Genomic DNA, 23,390 nt, shown 5'->3' on the forward strand with positions numbered 1-23,390 from the left:
GAAATATACAAATAGCTGCTAGGTTAAGTTACATGAATAACTTTAAAATTTCTCTATTTAAAATTGCGTCCCCCATCAAACACTTGATGAGGGGAGACCTGACGAACCTGTGAGCGTTTGTTCTGAGTAGGATATGGTGGCTCTTTCTCACTTGATAGGGATAAGGTGAGTATAGGTAGGTGATCATCGTCTTTTTCAGTCAGTCCTTTAAGCAGTTTTGTGAAATCAAAGCATTTTGACACGATAACATTAGTCTCCTCGCCCTCTTTCTGAACTTTACCCTCCACCATTAGCAACCTTGAATGTAGAATTTCTTTTCGGTAGCTTTCGAACAGTTTTTCAAAAATCACCACATTAAACCATCCAAATTCATCTTCCAATGAGATAAAGCATACCCCGCCAGCTGTTCCGGGTCTCTGGCGAACGATAATTAATCCGGCGACCTTGATGTGGCTGCCATTCGAAATGGTTTTGATATCCTGTGATGACTTAATGTTAAAAAGTTGTAATTTTTCTCTTATCAGACTAACCGGGTGGGCTTTAAGTGAAAGGGAAGTTGAGGTGTAGTCTTGCACAACATGCTCTCCCTGAGACATTAATGGTAATTGTATCTGTTGTTCTTTTTCTGATGAAGATGGCTGTCCCTTGAAGGCACCTATGGGCCGGTCTTTTAATGCAGATATTTCCCAGAGAGCCTGCCTTCTATCCATACCTATTGATCTGAAAGCGTCAGCATCTGCAAGGATTTCAAGCGCAGCAATAGATACACCCGCATCCAGTAGTGAATGTAGGTTCTGATAGCCCGAGAATCTACTTTTTATCAAAACCTCTATATCCTCCTCTTTGACTCCTGATATTTGCCTAAATCCTAATCTTAAACCACAATATTTTCCCGTTTTCTCTTCTAATTTATTGTCCCAGTCTGATAGATTTACGTCTATTTCTTTAATTTCTACACCGTGATTGCGAGCATCGATAACCAATTGAGCAGGCTGGTAAAAGCCCATTGGCATAGAATTCAGAATCGCACAGGCAAACACGTCAGGATAATAGCATTTCAGCCAGCAGGAGACATACACTAAAAGCGCAAAACTTGCTGCGTGGCTTTCTGGGAAACCATAACTTCCGAATCCTTCCAATTGCTTAAAAACTCGGCGTGCAAATTCTTCTGTGTATCCGCGGGCGGTCATTCCGTCCACTAATTTTTTTTCAAATTTAGTCACCATTCCATGCATCTTGAAGGTAGCCATGGACCTTCGCAGTTCATCAGCCTCGGCTGGAGTAAAACCAGCGGCCACAATAGCGATCTTCATTGCCTGTTCCTGAAATAGCGGTACTCCGAGGGTTTTGCCTAAGATTTCCTCAAGTTCCTTTGAAGGATAGCTTATGGGCTCTTCTTTATTTCTTCTGCGAAGATAAGGATGGACCATATCACCCTGAATAGGTCCTGGACGTACAATGGCTACTTCAATAACCAAGTCATAAAAACAGGATGGGCGAAGTCTAGGAAGCATCTGCTGCTGTGCCCGGCTTTCGATCTGAAAGACGCCTATTGTGTCTGCATGGGAAATCATCTCGTAAACCTTGGCATCATCTTCTTTATTGATTGATGCCAGTGTAAGGTCTAAGTCATAATGTTTTTTAGCGAGATCGAAGGATTTGCGAATGCAGGTGAGCATACCTAAAGCTAGCACATCTATTTTGAGGAAACCTAAAGCATCAATATCATCTTTATTCCACTCAATATTTGTCCGATTCTCCATGCGTGCATGAAAGATCGGGCAGAGGTCGGTAAGTTTTCCAGCGGTGATCACAAATCCCCCGGTGTGCTGGCCAAGCTGACGGGGAAAGCCCATCATCTGTTTTGTTAAATTTAGTACTTTTACCAATAACGGATCTCTTGGATTCAAGCCCTGCTCAGAGACCCGTTCACTTTCAAACCACTCATCTGTAAATTCCCAGATAGAAGCAGACAGCCGGTCAATTGTATCGGTTGATAGACCCATTGCTCTGCCAACATCTCTCAGTGCTCCTTTTTGGTGGAGCTGAGTTACCGTAGCTACAATAGCTGCCCGGTCCCGGCCATATTTCTCATAAATATACTGGATCACTTCCTCCCTTCGCTCATGTTCAAAGTCTACATCAATGTCTGGGGGCTCATTTCGGGCAGAAGAAATAAAACGCTCAAATAGTAAGTCAAATTTTGTTGGATTGACGGAGGTTATCCCGAGGCAATAACAAATGGTGGAATTTGCCGCAGAACCCCTTCCCTGGCAAAGTATTCTCTGTTGCCTGGCAAACCTCACAATATCATAAACAGTCAGAAAATAAGAGGCATAATCCATTTCCTTCACAAACTTCATTTCATGGGTTATGTTTTTGATTACTTTTTCGGGTAGGGGAAGTCCAAACATTTCTTCAGCACCTTTCCAGGTTAGGTATTCCAGTTCTTCCTGTGGGGAACGCTCACCCGAAAGTATTTCATCGGGATATACATATTTTAGCGAGTCTAAACTAAATTGGCATTTTTCTGCAATAATGGTTGTATTCTCGATGGCCTCTGGATACTGCCGGAAAAGGCGGTGCATCTCTTCTATAGGTTTTAAATGCCTTTCGGCATTCATTTTTAAAAGAAAACCTGCATTGTAAATGGTTGATTTTTCACGTACACAGGTTAAGATGTCCTGAAGTTCTCTTCTTTGCTGGTGATGGTAAAGTACATCATTTGTAGCCACCATACCCAGTGCAAGCTTTTTACTCAGTTCATTCAGTCGGAATAGCCGTTTTTGGTCCTGCCCCTGGTACAATCGATTAGCAGCAAGGTAAAGCGAGCTGCCAAGCATGTCTTTGTATTCTTTTAATGCTGCAATAAAGCGTGAGTCAAATTCAAAGCCTAGTGAAAGTTCTTCCGGGGCAATGGCGATGAAAAGTATCTCCTTTTGGTTAATGTAGATGTCATTTTTATAGAGAAAACATTTTCCTTTCTCAGCGCGCATGTTGCCCTCGCTCAACAGAGCAGATAAGCTGCTGTAGGCCTCTTGTGTGGTTGGGTAGGCGAGTAGTGGTGGTCCGTCCAGCAGTTCAAGTCTGCAAGCCGGAATAATTCTAATATTATGATTTCTTGAAGCAGTGTGTGCACGTACAATTCCGGCCAGGGTGTTCACGTCTGTAATCGCAATCTTGGGATAGCCGAAAATCGCCGCCTGTTCGATGAGCTCCTCCGGATGGGATGCACCTTTCAAAAAACTAAAATTGGAGGTCGTTTGCAGTTCGCAGTAGCTCATAATGAATTCTATTCTTAACTTTTATGGTTTACGCGAAAAATCCGTGCAGGAACCACTCAGATGTATCCTCATTGTAGTGGCCCGATCTGAATACCCAATATCTGCATCCCTTATCATCTTCTAATATGTAGTAGTCACGGTGCTCTCCCTGAGAGAGCCACCATTCCTGCTCGATGCGCTCTGGCCCATCTGCTTTTTTTACCCAGTGCAGCTCCTCCTTGTAACGAAAGCTCAATGGCGGGTAATCAGGTATAGGCGCTGTGACTTTGATGGCAGCAGGATTATGCAACATTTCCATGGGGCGGGGATTTGCTTTCTGCCATTTAATTTCCGTTTTTTCATCCAGTGTTATGGCCTGACGAAGAGAGCGCTCCGGCCAGTAGTGGGCCTGAGGGATGTATCTTTTTATGGCTTGATGGCCAACCTTTCCTGCAAGTCTGTCCAGTAGCTGGGCAAGATTCTGATCTTCAAGCCCGAAGTTTCCGCCCCAAAGTTTCTCTTGCTCAATAAGGACCTGCTCGGTTTTACTTGCCGTCAAGATAAGAAGTTCTATGCCTAGCCCAGGCGCTATTTTATCTATCTTAAGCCCAAATAGTTTCGTCAAATGTTTAATGTTATGGGTGGACTGATTGGTGCCAATTTGTATTTCGGTTATTTTACCATCCAAACGGTAGCATTGCAAGTCGGCTAATCGGATTCCCTGTCCTTCCTTTGATAATCTTTTGCATAGCAATTCTAGCAGTTTCTCAATCCCAATTTCAATGGCTGAGCGGGTTTTGATAGGTTCTAAGCAAACCAGACGCTCCTGGTAGGGCGCTTTAAAAATGATTGGCGTAAAGGCTTCCTCTTCAGTGCCAAGTGCTTGTCCAAGACGGCTTAGCATTTCGGTTCCAAACCTTCTTCTTAATATGGATGCTGGCATTTGAATAAATTTTCCAATTTTATCAAATCCGAGTTTATGTAATCTTTCGATAACGGGTTGCGTTAGGCGTAAGGCGACAGGGGGTAGGTTAAGTAAGGCATTATACTGTTGTCCGGAAGGTATTATTGGTAATTTATGCCCAAATCTTGCGATAGCCCAGGAGGTACCTATTGAATCTGATAGGCCCCCAAGACAGTAATAACCGAATTGTTCAAGTTTGCTTAGAATGTTTTTCAGGTATTTTTCTTCTCCTCCAAAAAGGTGAGCGCAGCCAGTGCTGTCCAGCACTATGCCGTCCGGTAATTCTACGGCAACATTAGGTGAATAGCGTATTGCCCATTTTGCGATTCTAAAAAGTAGCTTTTGATTGAAATCAATCTTTTCATCAAATGCTAATATATCCGGCACTAATGCCTTGGCATCTGCAAGAACCATGGGAACATGTATGCCTTGCTTTTCAGCCTGGCGCGATGAGGCAGTCACCATCATTCTATTTTTCTGGGACATGGTAAAAACATAACAGGTATCCTTAAGTTCTGGTTTTCTGATGGCAAGACTATCTGTCAAAAGGTTTGGAAAGTATATACTTAGGTACCTGCTCATGCAATTTTTTCCTTCTCTTCTTTTAAAACAACTGGATGACTACTTTCTACCGGAAGAAACCTATTATCCGCCCATTCCAGAAGAAACGTACCGCCTTCAGCATTTTTGACCTTAATTAAATTTATCTCCCATCTTGGATTTCCTACCCCAGGCAGGTTATTTATCGTTGCTGATGGATAAGGTTTGATCGCCCACCTAGCGGTACAAGCAGTAGCGGAGATTCTTGATTTTGATCGCTTTCTTAAAATAAATCCGGTAACATGACTTTTTTCGGTAACAAGTTGCAACCTTCGACTTTGTGCAAAATCCACGTCTGGAAGCTCCGCAATCACGCAGGCAAGCCCCTCACATTTCAGCGCTTCTTCCAACACCCATAGAATATCTTTTTTATAGTTTAGGTCGATAAAGATGATGTGTTGTGGATCGGCACCAAAGATTTCCAGTGAGGGCGGAAAAAGTTTTCGCTCTTGGCTAATCCATAAGCAGGAGCGCCCGTTTTCCATGAGCTTTGACAGCAACCCTGTCATGAAACCTTCGCTTGCTGCCGCTTCTTCTGGGCTTTCTGCAAGAAATTCGTGAATGGTTCCAGTAGGAAAAGTGCTGGTTGGAAAACAGGATTCAATGGGACCGAGACCAAAGCTATTGCCTGATGCTTCCGGGAGTGATTTATACCCCTGCATTTCTAATAGCTGCTGTCGCAACTTAGCTAATATTTCCTGCTTTTCCACTATCATTGAATATAACTCTGCTAATTTTAAGCTGATTTCAACTTATTATTATACAAATATATTACTAACAATATTAGTAATTACTAACAAAATTAGTTATTTTTTCAACAATTTTACATTTCTTACTTCCCGGTTATAGACAAGATTATCATAAGTTTTATGCGTGATTAGGAGGGTGTTTTATTTCAATTCTTATTAGTTACGGATTATTCTACTACTTCCACTTTTTTTTATTGTCTCGGTATAAAACTATTACATAGGTAGATTAGCATTCTTATCTGATATTTGCTTCTGCCAATCTGTGATTGAAGGTTATATTTTTTAGGTAGGTCTTATCCTGAATGATATAAAAAATGGTTCCGTTTTACCTTGCATTTTACAGTTTCGTATTTCCTGAAAGTTCTCGAATTGATGTGTGATGAAGTGGGTCTATCTAATTTTGTTTCAAATTTAAGGTTCAGTTGCGGCATGCAAAGGAATTTCCGGCATAAACCCACTTATAGCCTTTTCAACTCGAATCCATTTATTCCATTCCTCCTTTTGCTTTGGCGCAAGGGCTGAACCTTTTAATGCACCATAATTAAATCTTAAATATTATGGAAAAGCAATTTAAAGTTTCAGAAATCGAAATCAGTTATCGTCCGGCTTATAAACTTTCGGAAAAACCTAAGGTAATTTCTTCGGATACTGCTTATGGGGTTTTCAATCAGTGTTGGAATGCTGACAAAATGCAATTACTTGAAGAATTCAAAGTGATGTTGCTCAACAGGCAGAATGGGGTGCTGGGTGTACTCAGTGTCGCTCAAGGTGGCTTTTCAGAAGTTATGATTGATCCAAAGGTGGTGTTCTCCGCGGCGTTGAAAGCTTGTGCGAGTGGGATAATCCTCGCTCATAATCATCCTAGCGCTGAACTATGCCCGAGTGAGGCCGACATCCGATTAACCAAAAAAATGACGGATGGCGGAACATTGCTTGGGATAAAGGTGCATGACCATATCATCCTTTCCGCTTATGGTTATTATAGTTTCACTGATGAAGGCATGATGTAAGATAGATAAGTATTTTGAGCTATTTCTGGGATTTTTAGCTTACAAGAGCGTTGTCCTTAAACAAAAAAACAAAGCTGAAATTCCCGGAAAAATCCAATACTTAAATAATCCAATAGCGACATAAATAACTTTCAGTTCTTGAGTTTAGGCTCTATTCGAAGGTTTTAACTTTTTCAGAATGCTTAAAAAAAGGATATTTAGATTTAGGGCTGGTAGCAGCTGCTATTAAAACAATGGTTAAAATGAAGGTTGGCCAGTTTACCTGAAAGCACCATTATTGGAATTCGCTTTGACTAAATCATTTTGTATCAATGTATTTTATAAACAAGCTTTTCTCACCGGGCATGAATCCCGTTTTAGGCTAAGCAGTCAATTGTAATATGATGCATGAATCAGTGCCAATTACCTTAGGATAGCCTTTTCTTATTTGTCCAGACCACAATCAAAAAATAAAGATATCAGATACTTAAAGACCCCAGCGGATGCTAGGGTTTTAATCTATCTTTAATTGGACGGTACTGAATTTGTGGTAGAATCCGTTCGGACAGTATCACTCATTTGCTGATTGTTGGTCGCTGTGGTGTCAATTGTATCGGTATTAATTTCCGACTCACGATTTTTCTCTTCAGTATTGTTATTGCATGCGCCTAAAAATAGGAACACTCCGGCAATGGCGATTAATCTTAATGTTTTCGTAATTTTCCTTATTGATGTAATTAAAGAACATCATAGTTACAGAAAGGTTCGAATTCTTTTAGGATGGATGAAATTTTAACTGAGCCATTATACAACTCCCATAATTTCCGGTTTTTAATACTTTCCGTTTTGCATCCAATCGCTGGATTTAACTATTCTAAATCTTGTTTTTTACAACTTCAAAGGATTGAACATGATTGTATAACTTTTAGACAAAAATCTTCGGCATAAGTATCTTAACCAATCAATACTTAATATTGAGTATTATTTGTAGAGATTAAATTATATAGGATTGCAGAAGACATTGTAGTCATGGGGATCAATGGATGACGATCCTCCAACCTTTCGGATGAAAGAAGAATCCTCTGATATGCAAATACCAGGGGATTTATTTTGTCTTTTTATTTCATTCGGTGTAAACGGTAATAGGTTTTCAGCCTACCAACTTTATTAGAAGATTAAGATTTTAAATATATCAAATTGGAAGAACAGGATCTTTTTGACATAGAAACAGATGAACATGCCGATACCATAAACCCCCTATTTTGATTTTTAGCATTGGAAGCCTGTTGTTTTAGCCTTGCTGATGTAGGCACACCGAGCATTAATCTGATGTGTGAAAAATAGCCGCTTTCAACGTTTCCGTATATATACTAAAACTGAAAATTATACATTGCGCTTATTGGTAATTTATTTAACACAACAACACTTTAAAGTCTTTCTTCTGTTACCTTTGGACGAGCTGATTTTTTATTTTGAATTTTTAAGTTTTGCAAAATACCTATGAAAGAAATTGTTGATATCCTTGATGCGTACAAAGAAGCTGTATCGACAGGTAAAAGAGCTGCTTTGGCGACTGTGGTAAAGGTGGATGGTTCCTCATATCGCAGGCCGGGCGCAAGGATGTTGGTCACCGATGATGGAAACCTAACGGGTGCGATAAGTGGTGGTTGCCTGGAAGGGGATGCTTTGAGAAAGGCCTTATCTGCAATTCATCAGGGTGAGAATAAACTGATAAGATACGATACCACCGACGAAGATGATGCTAAGTTTGGTGTGCAACTGGGTTGCAATGGTATTGTCCACATTCTCTTTGAGCCCATTTTTGCGCAGGATGAGATAAATCCAATCGAGTTATTGAAAGCGGCAAACGCCAGTCGAGAAAACTGTGTAATGGCTACACTTTTTGCGATGAATGATAAACAACAGCCTGGTTCTGTTATGCTTTTTAGGGAGAATGACTCGACGGATAAACTCGATTCTGAAATTGCCGGTTCGGTTAAAAACGATGCTTTTGATGTGCTCAAACTCAAACGCTCCACAATGGAGTCTTATGTAGTCTCGGGCAAAACATTTGATGCTTTACTGGAGTTCATTCCGCCTCCTATACAACTTGTGATTGCTGGGGCCGGAAATGATGCGCAACCGTTAGCAGAAATGGCGACCTTTTTAGGCTGGGAGGTAGTGGTTGTGGATGGGAGGCAAACCCATTGCACGGCCCAGCGGTTTCCAAAAGTGAGCAAGACCCTGGTGTTGAAACCTGAGCAGTTGCTGCATCAGCTACGAATTGATGAACAGACAGCCTTTGTGCTCATGACCCATAATTATAATTACGATTTAGCATTGCTGGGCATTTTGCTTCATTCAGAAGCCCGATATATTGGTACTTTAGGTCCCAAAAAGAAATTACTAAGAATGTTGGAGGATTTAGCGCAGGAAGATGACGCTGAAAGGGTGCACGGACCCATTGGCTTAGATATCGGAGCGGAATCACCGGAAGAAATTGCAGTTTCTATTGTAGCAGAAATTAAAACTGTTTTTACCGGCGCATCCGCAATGATGTTGAAAGAAAAGAAAAACCCCATCCACTTTTACCAGGTGAAAGCAGATTAATGAGTACGGCAATTATCATACTGGCCGCTGGGAATTCCAGCAGATTAGGCAGACCAAAACAGTTATTACAATATAAAAAGCAAACGCTTTTAGCCTCAGTGACCGCTTCAGCTTTAAATACCCCGTTTCATCCGGTCATCGTTGTGCTTGGTGCATACGCAGATGCTATTAAAGCCTCACATAATGATCCGCAGGTTATTTATCTGATCAATGAAGATTGGGAAAAGGGGATCTCATCAAGCATCAGCCTGGGCGTTAAGAAGGTTTTAACAGATTTTAAAAATATAGAAAACGTAATAATCACTGTCGCAGACCAGGCCCATATCAACCCGGAGGTATTTAAAGCATTGCATACAAAGCACCTATCGGATAAGAAAAACATTGTAAGCTCAGCTTATTCAAAAACAACAGGTACACCAACCTTGTTCAATAAGAAGTATTTTACTAAATTGGTAGGCGTTCAAGGCTCCCATGGCGCCAAAGAATTAATACAACAGCATATCGATGATAGTGCTTCAGTTGCATTTGAACTTGGAAGCATTGATATCGATACTGAGCTTGACTACCAAAATTTAATCAACCCTAAATGATAGCAGATTCCTTCGGCAGAGTGCATGATTATTTGCGTATATCGTTAACCGATAACTGTAACTTCCGCTGCTTTTACTGTATGCCAGATGAAGACTATGACTTCACACCAGCATCCAGGCTGATGCAGCCTGCGGAAATTTTATCGATTGCTAAAACTTTCATGGAACAGGGCGTAAAGAAAATCCGACTTACCGGTGGGGAACCCCTGGTCAGAAAAGACGCTGCAGAAATTATTTTGGGTCTTGGAAAACTTCCGATTGAATTGGTTATCACCACCAATGGCACCCGTATCGCTGAAATGCTGCCTGTTTTGCTGGAAGCAGGCATAAAAACGGTAAATATCAGTTTAGATACATTACAGGCTGAAAAGTTTTTGCTCATTACCAGAAGAGATGTTTTTCACCAGGTGCGGAGTAATGTTGAATTACTGTTGCAACATAAAATTTCGGTGAAGATAAACATGGTGGTGATGAAAGGTTTAAATGATAGCGAAATCAAAGATTTCATCGATTGGACCAGACATAATCCAATTCAGATCAGGTTTATAGAATTTATGCCTTTTGCAGGGAATAAATGGACCAGTAACAAGATGTTTTCGCTGGATGAAATCCTGAAAACAGTTGAGCAGCATTTTATAGTCTTGCCGGTTAAATCTGCTCCAAACGATACGGCAAAAGCCTTTATGATTCCAGGACATGAGGGCTCATTTGCGATAATCAGCACCATGACTGCGCCATTTTGCAGCACCTGTAACAGAATGCGCTTAACCGCTGACGGTAAATTAAAAAACTGTTTATTTTCAGTTGGGGAAACGGATCTATTAAGTGCTTTCCGCGCTGGGCAGGATATCCTGCCTTTAATAAAGGCCTCCATTTGGTCTAAAGAAAAGGCGCTTGGTGGACAGTTAGGTCAAAATTTTGAAAACCTGGACCCCCAAACCCTTAGCAATAGAAGTATGATTACCATTGGTGGCTAATTTAATGATAGGGGTAGAACAAGCAAAAGAGTTTATCGCCGGGCATTCGATAATGCTTTCACCGGTCGAGCAGCATATTTCCTGCTCACATCAGCATGTTTTAGCAGCAGACGTATTTGCCATCTGCAACATTCCTGCCTTCAAACAGTCCTCTATGGATGGTTATGCCATAAAATTTACCGATAGACATTCAGCGCTTGATCTGGTTGGTGAAATGGCAGCCGGAACTTCACAAGACGGTGAAATTTTAAGCGGGCAAGCCTGCAGGATTTTTACGGGGGCACCATTGCCAAAAGGCGCAGACACGGTAGTGATGCAAGAGAAAACAGGTTTCGATGGCGGCCAACTGGTCATTCAAGACCCAAATCTTTCTCTAGGTTCAAATACCAGAAACGAAGGCTCAGAAATTAAAACCGGAGCGCTAGCCATGCTCAAAGGTAATCTTTTGACTCCGGCAGCCATTGGATTTTTAGCTGGCATAGGCATCACTCAGGTTTTGGTGTATCCCATGCCGAAAGTTTCGATTATTCTTACGGGAAAAGAACTGACTAAGCCGGGTTCAGTCCTGCAGTTCGGGCAGGTTTATGAATCCAATTCCTATTCATTGAGGGCTGCGCTGCAACAGGCTGGAATAAAGGTGCTAAAAATATTTGAAGCGGATGATGATCTCGAGGTTTTAATACAGGTTATTCAGCAGGCGTTAGATATAAGTGATGTGGTGATTTTAACAGGTGGGGTTAGCGTTGGCGATTATGATTTTGTTTTAGATGCGTCCAGATGCTGTAATATTGAGCATATTTTTCATAAAGTAAAGCAAAAACCCGGTAAACCATTATTCTTCGGAAAACTCAATCGGAAACTGGTGTTTGGTTTGCCTGGTAACCCATCATCTGTTTTAAGCTGCTTTTATAATTATGTTTTACCTGCCATATGCGCTCTTTCCGGTAAGCAAAATCCCGTAAATCAAATTAAGGCAGAATTGTTAAATCATTATAAAAAACCTATCGGACTCACTCATTTTTTAAAAGGAAATTATTTGGATGGCAAAGCATCAACACTGGATGCACAGGAATCCTTCAGACTGCGTTCCTTCGCGCAGGCAAATTGCCTGATTATCCTGGATGAAGATCGTGACAATTTTACACCAGGCGAGATTGTGAATGTTTTATTAATACCCGAATAATAAGAGAATGCAGGCAGAACTCCTACTTTTTTTCGGGCTTTTATTCATTGTAGCTTTTCTCTATGCTTCCGTTGGGCATGGTGGCGCAAGTGGCTACCTTGCTTTAATGGCTATTTTTTCAATATCGCCTCTGATAATGAAACCAACGGCACTACTATTGAATCTTTTTGTATCCTCAATTTCCTTCATTCAGTTTTACCGTGGCAGGCACTTTAAATGGAAAATATTCTGGCCTTTTGCTTTAGCCTCCGTTCCGCTTTCTTTTTTAGGCGGCACGATGGCAACCGACAGCAATCTCTACAAAAAAATATTAGGCGTTTTATTGCTTATACCGGTAATACGTTTTTTCTTTTTTAAAAATACCGAACCAAAAGATTTTAAAGCGGCAAATTTTGCCCTTTCTTTAATTATTGGGGGTATTATCGGTCTGCTTTCCGGTATGATTGGTATTGGGGGAGGTATTATTCTTTCTCCTATTTTGCTCCTTTTGAAGTGGACAGATCAAAAACAAACAGCGGCCATAAGTGCGGCATTTATTTTCGTCAATTCAGTTTCAGGACTTGGCGGCCAATTGGTTAAAGGCATCACTTTTAATCAGGATATGATTGCCTATGTTCTTGTGGCCTTTGTTGGCGGCTGTTGTGGCGCTTATTTTGGCGCTTTAAAATTTCCTCAATCAATCTTAAAAAATGTTCTGGCCTGTGTACTAGCACTCGCAGCATATAAATTACTTTTCACTTATGCTTAAGATATCATAGATTCTTAAGGTAAATTAGCAATATGGAAATCAATATTCTGAGCTTTGGCAAAATTGCCGAAATTATGACCATCACTAGTCTGAAGACTGATGAGCCTATGGATACAGATGGCTTAAAACTGCAACTGGAAGAATCTTATCCTGCGCTTAAAACAATTAAATATAAACTGGCCTTGAACAAGCAAATTGTGCAACAAAACCGCAAACTTTTATCGGGTGATGTTGTTGCGATTATGCCACCTTTTTCCGGAGGATAGCAATAAATGAGTGAACGTTACAACAGGCAGGTGATATTAAATGGCTTCGGGCTGTCCGGTCAGCAAAAGCTTGCGAAGGCGAAGGTGCTCGTTATCGGGGTTGGCGGGTTGGGTTGTCCTGCGCTTCAGTATCTTGCCGGGGCCGGGATTGGCACACTGGGCTTTATCGATGGTGACAGGGTTTCGATTAGTAACCTGCACCGTCAGTTATTATTTAAAACCAGCGAGGTTGGCAGGTTAAAAGTTGAACTGGCAGCAATCAGTCTTTCAGCCTTAAATCCTGAAATTATATTTAAACCTTACCCCTATTTTATCAACCAGGATAACATCCTGGATATTCTGAGGGATTATGACTTAGTCATCGATGGAACAGATAATTTTAATGCCCGATATCTGATTAACGATGCCTGTGTCTTACTCAAAAAACCCTTAGTATTTGCAGCAGTTTCCGGTTTTGAAGGACAGCTGGCTGTTTTCAATGTGCCGGATGTGAACGGAATAAGCACCAATTACAGGGATGTTTTTCCAATCCCACCTGAAAAAGGAGAAATTTTGAATTGCGCTGAAAATGGTGTTATCGGTGTATTACCAGGTATATTTGGGACGATGCAAGCCGCAGAAGCAATAAAGGTGTTGAGTGGGATTGGTAGGCCGCTGGTAAATAAATTGCTGAACTATAATTTATTGGCGCAATCTGTATATGAAATTGAACTTTCTCCCGGACCGGCAGGCAGTTATGTACGAGCCAAAGATGAAAACTCATTCTTAAGTTTAAGATTTGAGAATTTAACCGCTGATAATGCCGGCGTGGTCGAAATAGATTTTGAAGAATTACAAATTATAAAAGCAAAGGGCAATTGCCTACTTGTTGATGTTCGTGAAGTTTATGAATCACCCAAGTTAAGCTCCGGCGAATACAGACAGTTTCCCATGTCTGAGATTGAAAAGCTAATGAAGGAAAACCTTTTGGAAAAAAATATAGTTTGTATTTGCCAGCATGGAATCAGAAGCCTGGGCGCCGGGGAACAACTCTGTGAAAAATACGGAATTACTAAAAATATTTACAGCCTCAAAGGCGGAATTGCCCGTTGGAAGCAATTTTTTACCTCCCGGTTATGAAAGAGAAGAACATAAAAAATATTTTTGTTGATGGTCCGATAAGCCCTGCTTTTATTGGCGGTAGTATTGCAAAACACAGTGCTAAAAAAGAGATCGGTGGCCATAGTATTTTCTTAGGCCAGGTCAGGGCAGATGAAATTGACGGCAAACGCGTGTCAGCAATCGACTACACCGCTTACCAGGAAACTGCTCTGGAGCAGATGCATGCCATCAGAGCGGAAATATTTGAGAAATATAACCTAACCTGCATGCATGTTTACCAGTCTTTGGGTACCATAAAAACTGGGGAGATTTGTTTATTTGTATTCACCTCCTCAGCCCATCGAAAACCAGCCATTATGGCTTGTGAGGAAATTGTAGAACGATTAAAGGCAGAACTTCCGGTATGGGGCAGGGAAATTTTCGAAGACGGTACGCACCATTGGAAAGAAAATATATAATATGGTAAACATTACGCATAAATCAAATACGCTCCGCATTGCCATTGCGACCGCAACGGTAAAAGTGTCTAAAAAAGAAACAATAGAAGCGGTGGAGCAACGTAGAGTGCCCAAAGGCGATGTCTTCGAATTTGCCCGTGCAGCAGGTTTACTTGGTGTAAAAAAAACAAGTGATGTTATACCCGATTGTCACCCGTTACCAGTAGAGTTTACGGCGATAAGCTATGATATCAAAGATTTATCTATCATCATTTCGGTCGAAGTACATACCATTTATAAAACAGGGGTGGAGGTTGAAGCCATGCATGGCGCATCGGTTACCGCATTGACGATGTATGATATGCTCAAGCCAATTGATAAAGGCGTTGAAATTGAATCGATTAAGCTCCTTAAAAAGTCGGGTGGAAAAACGGATTTTAATCCTTTGGATTTTATGGGTTTAAAAGCAGCGGTTATCGTCTGCTCAGATACCATTTCATCTGGTCGAGGAGTCGATCAATCGGGTAAAATTATTGTATCCAGACTGGAAACCTTTGGTATTCAGACCCAGTTTTATGAAGTCATCCCTGATGAGTATGATACCATTCAGGAAAAAACGAAGACATTGGCTCAAAAAGTTGACCTTCTGATTTTTACCGGCGGCACAGGACTTTCTCCCCGGGATGTGACCAGTGATGCCGTCGGGCCATTGATAGAAAAATCGATCAATGGCATTATGGAAACCGCCAGGCGCTATGGACAGGAACGTATGCCTTATGCGATGCTATCGCGAAGCGTTGGCGGTTTGATAGCCAGCACTTTGGTGCTGACCTTGCCAGGTTCGGTAAAGGGTGCCCAGGAAAGCATTGATGCACTCTTCCCCCAGGTTTTGCATGTTTTTAAAGTGATTAAGGGCGAACGGCATTAAATTCTGTAATATTTCTGATTGGCTGAAACCTTCGCACAATTCAACTGTTCTTTTATGGTAGAGCGGCTAATCAATCCCTCAGCCGCTATGATAACCAGCAGAACAAAAGAATGAATCAGCAAAAAACTCAACTTACAGCGGAGGAAATAAAACTTTTCGGCGACCTCATGCCTGAGGAATTAGCGGAAATTACGCAGTCGGGCTTAAATAGGAGGCATTTCATGAAACTGGTTGGCCTGGCTTCGGCTGGCTTACTGACCAGTCATCTTATCGGGGCTGAACAGCTTTTTGCCCGGGCTGCGGATATAAATATTGAAGATTTACCGGAAAGTGCCATTGAAAACGGTGTGATGGTAAGCTTTAAGGTAAATGCTGCTGATAAAAAGGTGCTTGTAGATTCCAGAAGTAGCTTGCTGGACACCTTGAGGGAAAGACTAGGTCTAACGGGTTCTAAAAAAGGTTGTGACCACGGTCAGTGTGGCGCCTGTACGGTAATCCTGGATGGAAAGCGAATATTATCCTGCCTGACACTTGCTGCAAGTTGTGAAGGTAAATCAGTGATCACGATCGAAGGCCTTGCCAAGGGAAATGAATTAAACCCGATGCAGGCTGCGTTTTTAAAACACGATGGTTTCCAGTGTGGGTTTTGTACACCGGGACAAATCTGCTCGGCAGTGGCATTGATGAAAGAAGCAAAAGATGGTCAGGTGAGTTACCTGACCAAGGACATCCGCACAAAGGCAGCACCGGTAATGCTCTCTGATGAGGAAATTGCAGAAAGAATGTCTGGCAATATTTGCCGATGTGGTGCCTATCCGAATATTGTGGCTGCAATTAAAGAAGCTCAAAGCGGAAAAGATGTTCAACAAAACTGGCTGTTTGCAGGCTAATATTTAAGCAATACCCCAATTATGAGACCATTCAAATATACTGGCGCCAATAGCCCTTCCGATGCGCTAAAGCTCTTGATAAAAAATCCAAATGCGCGTTTTTTAGCTGGCGGAACGAATCTAATTGATTTGATGAAGGAAGATGTAGAAAGGCCTGATGAACTCATTGATTTGACCCGCCTGGATTCGACTTCATTTTCTAAGATCAGTTTTGGTGTAAACACCGCCGGAGTCTCTCTTGGTGCGACGGGTAAAAATACAGATGCTGCACACCATCCCGAAATCCGGCAGAATTTCCCAATTCTTACCAAAGCTATTTTAGCCGGGGCATCTGCTCAGATAAGAAATATGGCTACAAATGGTGGAAACCTTTTGCAAAGGACCCGTTGCTCTTATTTTTATGATACGGCAATGGCTTGTAATAAACGATCACCTGGCTCAGGTTGTGCTGCAATGGAAGGCATCAATAGGATGCATGCCATCTTTGGATGGTCTGAAAACTGCGTGGCTGTATATCCCTCGGATATGGCTGTTGCTTTATCTGCTCTGGATGCGCGGATCAAGGTCATGCAGGCAGATGGTAATGTACGCAGCATCCCTATACACGATTTTCACAGGTTACCCGGAGACCATCCCGAAAAGGATAATAACCTAAACAGAACAGAATTAATCACATCGATTGAAATTCCTACTAATAAATTTGCTGCGCACTCCGCTTATGTAAAGGTGCGTGATCGCAACTCTTATGCATTTGCATTGGTATCAGTGGCGGCTGGTCTGGTGCTGGAGGGAAATAAGATTCTATCCGCACACATAGCCATGGGTGGAGTTGCACATAAACCCTGGCGAGCTTTAAAAGCAGAAGCTTTACTTAAAGGCAAAATCGCCAGTACGGCTAATTTCACCGCTGCAGCACAGGCAGAAATGACTGAAGCAAAACCATTATCGCATAATAAATTTAAGGTGGCTCTGGGCAGGAATACAATTGTTAGTGCTCTGGAAATTGCATTAAGGGGAGCCGAAAGCCCAATCTAATTTATCATTTATCATCATGGAAGAAAAAAATAAATCGATTGGTAAAGCCGTTAACAGGATTGATGGGATTTTAAAAATAACAGGCAAAGCTACGTATGCAACAGATTATCCTATCAAGAACATGGCCTTTGCGGTCATTTTTAAAAGTACAATTGCTTCGGGAACGATTGTAAATTTAGATACCACATCAGCCGAGCAGGCAAATGGGGTACTGGCTGTAATCACCCATAAAAACGCTCCAAAACTAAACGAAAAAGGTGGGATTCGGGGCGGAGCCCTATTACAAAGCCCGGAAATCCTCTTCTATGGTCAGCATATCGGTGTTGTTGTTGCCGAAACCTTTGAACAGGCTAGGCATGCCGCCCATTTAATAAAAGTTGATTATCAGAAAAAAGAAGGTAAAACTGATTTTGAAAAATTAGCTACATCAGCAGGCGCGCCAAAGGGTAAAGAATTGGCTGATCTGATTCGGGGTGATGCGCTAGGCATGTTGGATACTTCGGCAGTTAAGCTGGAAGAAGTCTATGAAACACCGATTGAACACCACCATCCCATGGAGCCACATTCGACGATTGCGGTTTGGGAGGGGGATAAGGTTGTTTTATATAACGGTTCCCAAATTATTAATGGTGCACAGGCTGCTGCAGCAGAAACACTGAATTTAAAACCTGAGCAGGTGAGAATTGTATCTCCTTTTATAGGTGGAGGTTTTGGCTCGAAAGGTGGCCAGTGGGCTAACCTGATCCTGACCGCGGTAGCTGCCAAGGTCGTTAGCCGGCCGGTAAAACTGGCTTTAACACGCCAGCAGATGTTTAATTCGGTTGGACTGCGGCAGCAAAACATTCAAAGAATTATTCTGGGGGCATCAAAAGATGGTAAGTTAATTAGTCTTGTACACCAAACTACCACGCAAACTGCAATAGACAGTGAGTTTTTAGAACCCTGTGGGGATTGTTCGAAAGTTATGTACGAGGTTCCAAATGCCCTGATTTCTTACAAAGTTGCCCCAATGCACATGATGCTGCCGACCTATACCCGCGGGCCTGGAAAGTCAACCGGAAGTTTCGCCTTAGAATCAGCCATGGATGAATTGGCTTATAAACTGCAGATGGACCCAATTGAACTCAGGATAAAAAACGAACCGCAGAAAGACCCTTCTAACGGCAAGCCCTGGTCATCCAGAAAAACAGTAGAGTGTCTCAAAGAAGGGGCGAAAGCCTTCGGCTGGGCTAACAGAAAAGTAGTTCCTGGCAGTAACAGGGTGGGTGATGTTCTAATTGGCTATGGCGTTGCCTGCGGCACTTATCCTGCCAGGCAAAGAGACAGTTCAGCGGTAATTAAGTTAACAAAATCCGGAGAAAATGTCTTTGCCATTGTAGAAATTGCAGCCTCAGATTTAGGAACAGGTACCAACACCATTCTTGCTCAAACTGCAGCCGACGGATTAGGGATCCCTTTAGTTCATGTCACAGTTAAACTCGGTGACTCTGACTTGCCACCCGCTGCAGGCTCTGTTGGTTCTGTTGGAGCGGCTAGTTTTGCAAATGCGGTTAATGACGCCTGCACGAAAATCACGGATGAACTTTTAGCTAGGTCAGCTAAACAGTTTTTCATCCGGCCTACGGCGTACCAGCTAATGGTCTCAGAAAACATCAAAAATTATCAAACCAGGGTGGATGCGAAGGCGCCAAAAGAAGCAGAGCAATATTCTGCACACAGTTTCAATGCGAATTTTGCGGAAGTTAGAGTGAATGCGCTAACCGGAATGGTAAAAGTAACGCGGTTTTTAGCGGTTACAAGCGCCGGAAAGATCCTTAACCCTAAAACTGCCCGTTCTCAGATTATAGGTGGTAATGTCTGGGGTATTGGGATGGCCCTTAGTGAGGAGTCGGTGATGGATCCCAGATGGGGTAATTTTGCAACACGTTCCTTTGGAGATTACCATGTGCCAGCAAATTTGGATGTTGGAAAACTAGATGCGATTTTTATTAATGAAGAGGATAAAATCCCTAATAAAATGGGTGTCAAGGGTATTGGTGAAGTCGGTATTGTTGGTGTGGCCGCAGCCATTGCCAATGCAATATTTAACGCTACCGGAAAACGCATTCGAAAATTACCAATAACGCCAGATAAATTAATATAGGTCGCTTTTTAAGAACGTATGGTTGGTGAGCTGCGTATTGCTTTAGCTGTACTTGTAGCCATTTATAAATGCTTCCTTACACACTAATTATTTCATCGTGGCGCTTGCTTGAAAGCGCTACGAATGTCTTCAACCATTCTGGTGGACGTTTGAAGCGAATCGGGCAGGTATTAGTATAGGATAGCTTCTACAAATGGTTTGAAAGGTTTGTACCAGATTTTAATGGAGGAAATAACGGAAATGAACTTTGCTATGTTTTCATTATCAGAACAAAGCGGTCGGTAGTTTATCGAGGCTTAATCTATTTTTTTCCTGTTTATATTGTTCTAGACCTTCCTCACCTTTATTTTCTGCCCATTTTTGTGCTTGGCTCCGCTCTCCGGCATAATTATAATATGGAACACTGAATCCACATGATGTCTGGACTTCAAATACGTCAGCCAGAATAATTTGCCGGGTACCCATTTGTAAATTAAAGTTTTCAGAAAGTGCTGCCCATTGCTTATCACCTGGCAAAACAGTTGTTCCTTTGCAGTATAAACGGAGTATGTTTGGTGGTCCTTCAAAGGCGCAAAACATGATGGTCAGTCGTCCGTTCTCAAGTAAGTGCGCAGAGGTTTCATTGCCACTTCCAACCAAATCCATGTAGGCAACTTTATTTTCACCAAGCACGCGGAATGAATCTAATCCTTTAGGGGAAAGGTTAACATGGCCTTGGCTGCCCAAGGGAGCCGAAGCGGTAAAAAATATTTTCTGTTTTTCGATGAATGCGATGTGCTTATCAAGTAACTGGTTGAAAAATTTTCCCATAATAATGTTATAATTCTGTGCAGAAATGGCCAATCGTTATAAGTTCTATCTTCATATAGTTCCTTAAATTAAGCCATGCCCATTCTCGTAATTAATCCGCATGTTGTTAGCGCGCTGCGCTAAATCTAAAATACTAAAAAATATAATATTTGAACAGTTGTATATGAGCCAGATTTGCTTTCGGGTCGTTTGGTATTTATCAGCTTTTTAATTATAAGCTGGAGTGTTTATTTCTACATCATACTGCTCTTTCTAAGAAGGATAGTAAATAAACCTGTGTGATATGGTTGAAACGATATCGGATAGGCGAGAAACATTCCAGTTTTGATAGACTTTGCCTAAAAATATTTTATCTGTTCAATCCTTTCCAGAGCGATTGATTTGTACATCGAATTTCTTGTTTTTTCATTGAACATGTAAAGGGGGCCAAGTATAATTTTTGAAACAAAAACAATTAGGGTCAAATTGAGTTTTAAGTCTAATTTCCGGTAAGCGGGGGCTTTGGCAGATGGGAATGAACGCCAAGAAATTTTTCAATCTTTTTTAATCCAATATGCACAAGATAGTACCACCAGGAAGTGGAGTACGGAAACTCAATACGGCCCACCAGGCTTCCCGGTCAGTCAAGAAAATTTCTGAAAAGTTTTCCCTCAGCTTATTGGTAACATTTAATGCTGGTGTTTGGCGTTCAGGCAATTGGTCATGAAGATTTTTATAATTAGTACAATTTGTTTTACGTGTGCCGAATGTATCCCCAATAGGATGGCCTACAATCAGCCGGATAATAAGAAGTTAATATAATAGTTGTGAATCCATCAATAAATTTTTCGAGTAATTTTTAGCTATCCAAAAACCAATGAAGAAAGAATTTCCATTTTACATCAAGGCCCCAGTGATTATGCTGGGTTTAGTGATTGCTGTTTTTATTTTAAGTGTGTTAAGAGATATTCTGGTACCACTTGCATTTGCAGCCCTGATTGCTATACTGCTCAATCCATTATCGGTGAGGTTGGAAAAAAAACTTCCGAAAATTGTTTCCATCATTATTGCGATGCTTATTGCGATATTGGTCGTCGCAGGTATTGCCTATTTTTTGTCTTCACAGATAGCGCATTTTTTCGATAATGTGGATGCGATGAAGCAAAAATTTTCTGCATTGCTGGATAATGCTCAAACCTGGCTGGAAAAAACCTTTGGGATAGGTGCCAAAAAACAAATAGAAATGGTTAATGAAGCGGCCAGCAACAGCAAGGCGGTAATCGGTCAGACTTTAAACGGGGCCTTAGGGGTACTGAGTGTTGTTTTCCTTATTCCTGTATACACATTTCTCATTATGCTGTATAAAACGCTGATTCTGAATTTCTTATACGAGGTTTTCTCTAGTGAGAACCAACAGAAAGTGGCTGAGATTTTAGCCGAAACCAAAGCAGCCATACAGAGCTATATTGTTGGTTTACTGATTGAAACAGGAATTGTTGCGGTCATGAACTCCTGCGCGCTATTGGTGCTGGGTGTGCCAAATGCGATATTGATTGGGGTTATTGGCGCCATATTGAACCTGATTCCCTACATCGGTGGAATCATTGCGATTGCTTTGCCGGTACTAATGGCAACGGTTAGTTTCGATGGCTATACTACCCAGCTGTTAATTGTAGCAGCCTATGCACTGATTCAGTTTATCGACAATAACTTATTGGTGCCAAAAATAGTCTCCTCGAAGGTTCAGATTAATGCACTTATTTCGATAATTATTGTACTAATGGGTGCCGCCGTGTGGGGGGTTCCGGGGATGTTTCTATCCATTCCTTTTATTGCGGTACTGAAAATCATTTTTGACCGGATTGATGGACTTAAACCTTGGGGTAAGCTTTTAGGCGATAATATTCCTACCGAACACCTTGGACAACTTAAAAGACTTCGAAGAAGTCGTATTCAGTCAAAACCCAATCGTCATTAATAGTGTAAATTTGATGTTGTTCACATTTGGTGGATGGTGAGGACGGTGATAAAAATCAAGTGGGTATTCCCTTCATGGATTCAGGAGGTCAGTTTTTTTGCAAAAAAATAATCGCTGAAGGTTAAGCAGTTATTCGATGCCACTGACCCGAATAGGAATGGTATAAATGGCGGTCGAAGCGGTAATGAAAAGCTCATTATGGTTTTTTCCGCCAAAACATACATTACTTGTCCATGATTCTTTGATTACTATTTGTCCAATCTTTATGCCTTTTGAATTAAATATGGTAACCCCATCGGCTGCAAGATATAAATTTCCTTGCTCATCAAGGGTAATACCATCAGCACGATGATTGACAAAGAGTTTCTGGCCATATAGCATACCTTTTTTACCTATGGAATAACAATATATTTTTGCCCCACCAATATCGGATACATAAAGGTACCGACCATCGGATGAACTCACAATACCATTTGGTTTGCTGACCTCCTCAGCTGCGACTCTCGCTTTATGGTGTCTGCCCGGGGGCAGGTAATACACTTTCTGTCCTTCTATTTCCGGCTTTTGCCTGGACCAGTAATTCCGCTGGTAATAGGGGTCTGTAAAATATATCCCACCAAATTTATCAGCCCAGAGGTCATTCGGTCCGTTGGGTTTCTTACCATCTATAGTGCATAGCAATATTTTTATTTTTTTATTTTTATCAACAGACCACAATTCATTGTTCTCATCCGCACAGATAAGTAGCTGGCCATTTCTATTGATGTATGTTCCGTTTGCCCGGCCAGCATTATCCATAAACAGGGAAAGTTTACCGTTTAGATCATATTTCCAGATCTGATTATTTGGCTGGTCGGTAAAAAAGATATAGCCCGCTGGATTAACTGATGGGGCTTCTGTGAAAGAAAACTGACGGGAAATGAGTTTTAAACTATCCTGGCTAAATAACTGCGCACCAGCTTTCAGGGCATTGAATAAAAACAGAAGTATGCACAGCAACGAAAAGGGCAGCGTGATTTTGGATTTTGGATATTTCATGATGATGAATATAGTTTTTAACTATTACCCATAAATATAACAAGTGAATCCTTATTTGATGATACATTATTGGGAAAAATGAGTTATCATGATTATGAGTTAACTTAACTCC

At 41.4% G+C, this 23,390-nt stretch carries 19 protein-coding genes; 14 read left to right on the plus strand and 5 right to left on the minus strand.

Annotated elements, in window-relative coordinates; translation table 11 throughout:
* Positions 1–53 precede the first annotated feature (53 nt).
* The 3 genes from LUA86_RS08935 to LUA86_RS08945 are packed head-to-tail and all read right to left on the minus strand — an operon-like array spanning position 54 to position 5,543.
* Positions 54–3,284 (minus strand): error-prone DNA polymerase, encoded by a 3,231-nt coding sequence (locus LUA86_RS08935; protein ID WP_231460276.1) that lies wholly within the window; start codon positions 3,282–3,284, stop codon positions 54–56.
* 28 nt (positions 3,285–3,312) lie between these two features.
* On the minus strand, positions 3,313–4,773 hold the full coding sequence (locus tag LUA86_RS08940; protein WP_231460277.1) for a DNA polymerase Y family protein: 1,461 nt from the start codon (positions 4,771–4,773) through the stop codon (positions 3,313–3,315).
* Positions 4,774–4,805: 32 nt separating this feature from the next.
* Positions 4,806–5,543, minus strand: a complete 738-nt coding sequence (locus tag LUA86_RS08945; protein WP_231460278.1) for an ImuA family protein — start codon at positions 5,541–5,543, stop codon at positions 4,806–4,808.
* Positions 5,544–6,133: 590 nt separating this feature from the next.
* On the opposite strand from LUA86_RS08945, the gene LUA86_RS08950 reads away from it, so the two are divergent.
* The 13 genes from LUA86_RS08950 to LUA86_RS09010 all read left to right on the plus strand — a co-directional run bounded on the left by LUA86_RS08950 (position 6,134) and on the right by LUA86_RS09010 (position 19,473).
* Complete coding sequence (locus LUA86_RS08950) at positions 6,134–6,586, plus strand: JAB domain-containing protein (RefSeq protein ID WP_231460279.1); 453 nt, start codon at positions 6,134–6,136, stop codon at positions 6,584–6,586.
* 1,479 nt (positions 6,587–8,065) lie between these two features.
* Positions 8,066–9,175 (plus strand): XdhC family protein, encoded by a 1,110-nt coding sequence (locus LUA86_RS08955; protein WP_231460280.1) that lies wholly within the window; start codon positions 8,066–8,068, stop codon positions 9,173–9,175.
* Positions 9,175–9,765: an NTP transferase domain-containing protein gene (locus LUA86_RS08960; RefSeq protein WP_231460281.1), complete on the plus strand. Its 591-nt coding sequence runs from the start codon at positions 9,175–9,177 to the stop codon at positions 9,763–9,765. The genes LUA86_RS08955 and LUA86_RS08960 overlap by 1 nt, the downstream gene beginning before the upstream one ends.
* A complete protein-coding gene (moaA, locus tag LUA86_RS08965; protein ID WP_231460282.1) occupies positions 9,762–10,742 on the plus strand; it encodes a GTP 3',8-cyclase MoaA in 981 nt (326 codons plus the stop codon). Before LUA86_RS08960 ends, moaA begins: the two co-directional genes overlap by 4 nt.
* A 4-nt stretch (positions 10,743–10,746) precedes the next feature.
* Positions 10,747–11,925, plus strand: coding sequence for a gephyrin-like molybdotransferase Glp (glp, locus tag LUA86_RS08970; protein WP_231460283.1), 1,179 nt, complete (start codon positions 10,747–10,749; stop codon positions 11,923–11,925).
* Between the two features lie 7 nt (positions 11,926–11,932).
* On the plus strand, positions 11,933–12,673 hold the full coding sequence (locus LUA86_RS08975) for a sulfite exporter TauE/SafE family protein (protein WP_231460284.1): 741 nt from the start codon (positions 11,933–11,935) through the stop codon (positions 12,671–12,673).
* A 32-nt stretch (positions 12,674–12,705) separates the two neighbouring features.
* Positions 12,706–12,939, plus strand: a complete 234-nt coding sequence (locus tag LUA86_RS08980) for a MoaD/ThiS family protein (protein ID WP_231460285.1) — start codon at positions 12,706–12,708, stop codon at positions 12,937–12,939.
* Between the two features lie 6 nt (positions 12,940–12,945).
* Positions 12,946–14,058, plus strand: coding sequence for a HesA/MoeB/ThiF family protein (locus tag LUA86_RS08985; protein WP_231460286.1), 1,113 nt, complete (start codon positions 12,946–12,948; stop codon positions 14,056–14,058).
* Entirely contained in the window at positions 14,055–14,498 is a 444-nt protein-coding gene (locus LUA86_RS08990; RefSeq protein ID WP_231460287.1) for a molybdenum cofactor biosynthesis protein MoaE, read from the plus strand. Before LUA86_RS08985 ends, LUA86_RS08990 begins: the two co-directional genes overlap by 4 nt.
* Position 14,499: 1 nt before the next feature.
* Positions 14,500–15,405: a bifunctional molybdenum cofactor biosynthesis protein MoaC/MoaB gene (gene moaCB, locus LUA86_RS08995; protein WP_231460288.1), complete on the plus strand. Its 906-nt coding sequence runs from the start codon at positions 14,500–14,502 to the stop codon at positions 15,403–15,405.
* 110 nt (positions 15,406–15,515) lie between these two features.
* On the plus strand, positions 15,516–16,295 hold the full coding sequence (locus LUA86_RS09000; protein WP_370634340.1) for a (2Fe-2S)-binding protein: 780 nt from the start codon (positions 15,516–15,518) through the stop codon (positions 16,293–16,295).
* 21 nt (positions 16,296–16,316) lie between these two features.
* Positions 16,317–17,330, plus strand: coding sequence for a xanthine dehydrogenase family protein subunit M (locus LUA86_RS09005; RefSeq protein ID WP_231460289.1), 1,014 nt, complete (start codon positions 16,317–16,319; stop codon positions 17,328–17,330).
* Positions 17,331–17,346: 16 nt separating this feature from the next.
* Complete coding sequence (locus tag LUA86_RS09010; RefSeq protein WP_231460290.1) at positions 17,347–19,473, plus strand: xanthine dehydrogenase family protein molybdopterin-binding subunit; 2,127 nt, start codon at positions 17,347–17,349, stop codon at positions 19,471–19,473.
* A gap of 264 nt (positions 19,474–19,737) precedes the next feature.
* Here the strand turns inward: LUA86_RS09010 and LUA86_RS09015 are convergent, their stop codons facing one another.
* Positions 19,738–20,283, minus strand: coding sequence for a pyridoxamine 5'-phosphate oxidase family protein (locus LUA86_RS09015; RefSeq protein WP_231460291.1), 546 nt, complete (start codon positions 20,281–20,283; stop codon positions 19,738–19,740).
* Between the two features lie 856 nt (positions 20,284–21,139).
* Between LUA86_RS09015 and LUA86_RS09020 the strand changes: the two genes are divergently transcribed.
* Positions 21,140–22,240: an AI-2E family transporter gene (locus tag LUA86_RS09020; protein ID WP_231460292.1), complete on the plus strand. Its 1,101-nt coding sequence runs from the start codon at positions 21,140–21,142 to the stop codon at positions 22,238–22,240.
* Positions 22,241–22,369: 129 nt separating this feature from the next.
* Here LUA86_RS09020 and LUA86_RS09025 read toward each other — a convergent pair whose 3' ends face one another.
* Positions 22,370–23,278 carry an SMP-30/gluconolactonase/LRE family protein gene (locus LUA86_RS09025; protein ID WP_231460293.1) on the minus strand — a complete coding sequence of 303 codons (909 nt, stop codon included), beginning with the start codon at positions 23,276–23,278 and terminating at the stop codon, positions 22,370–22,372.
* Between the last annotated feature and the right edge of the window lie 112 nt (positions 23,279–23,390).

This window comes from Pedobacter sp. Leaf132 (genome assembly GCF_920984695.1).
Lineage (GTDB): Bacteria > Bacteroidota > Bacteroidia > Sphingobacteriales > Sphingobacteriaceae > Pedobacter.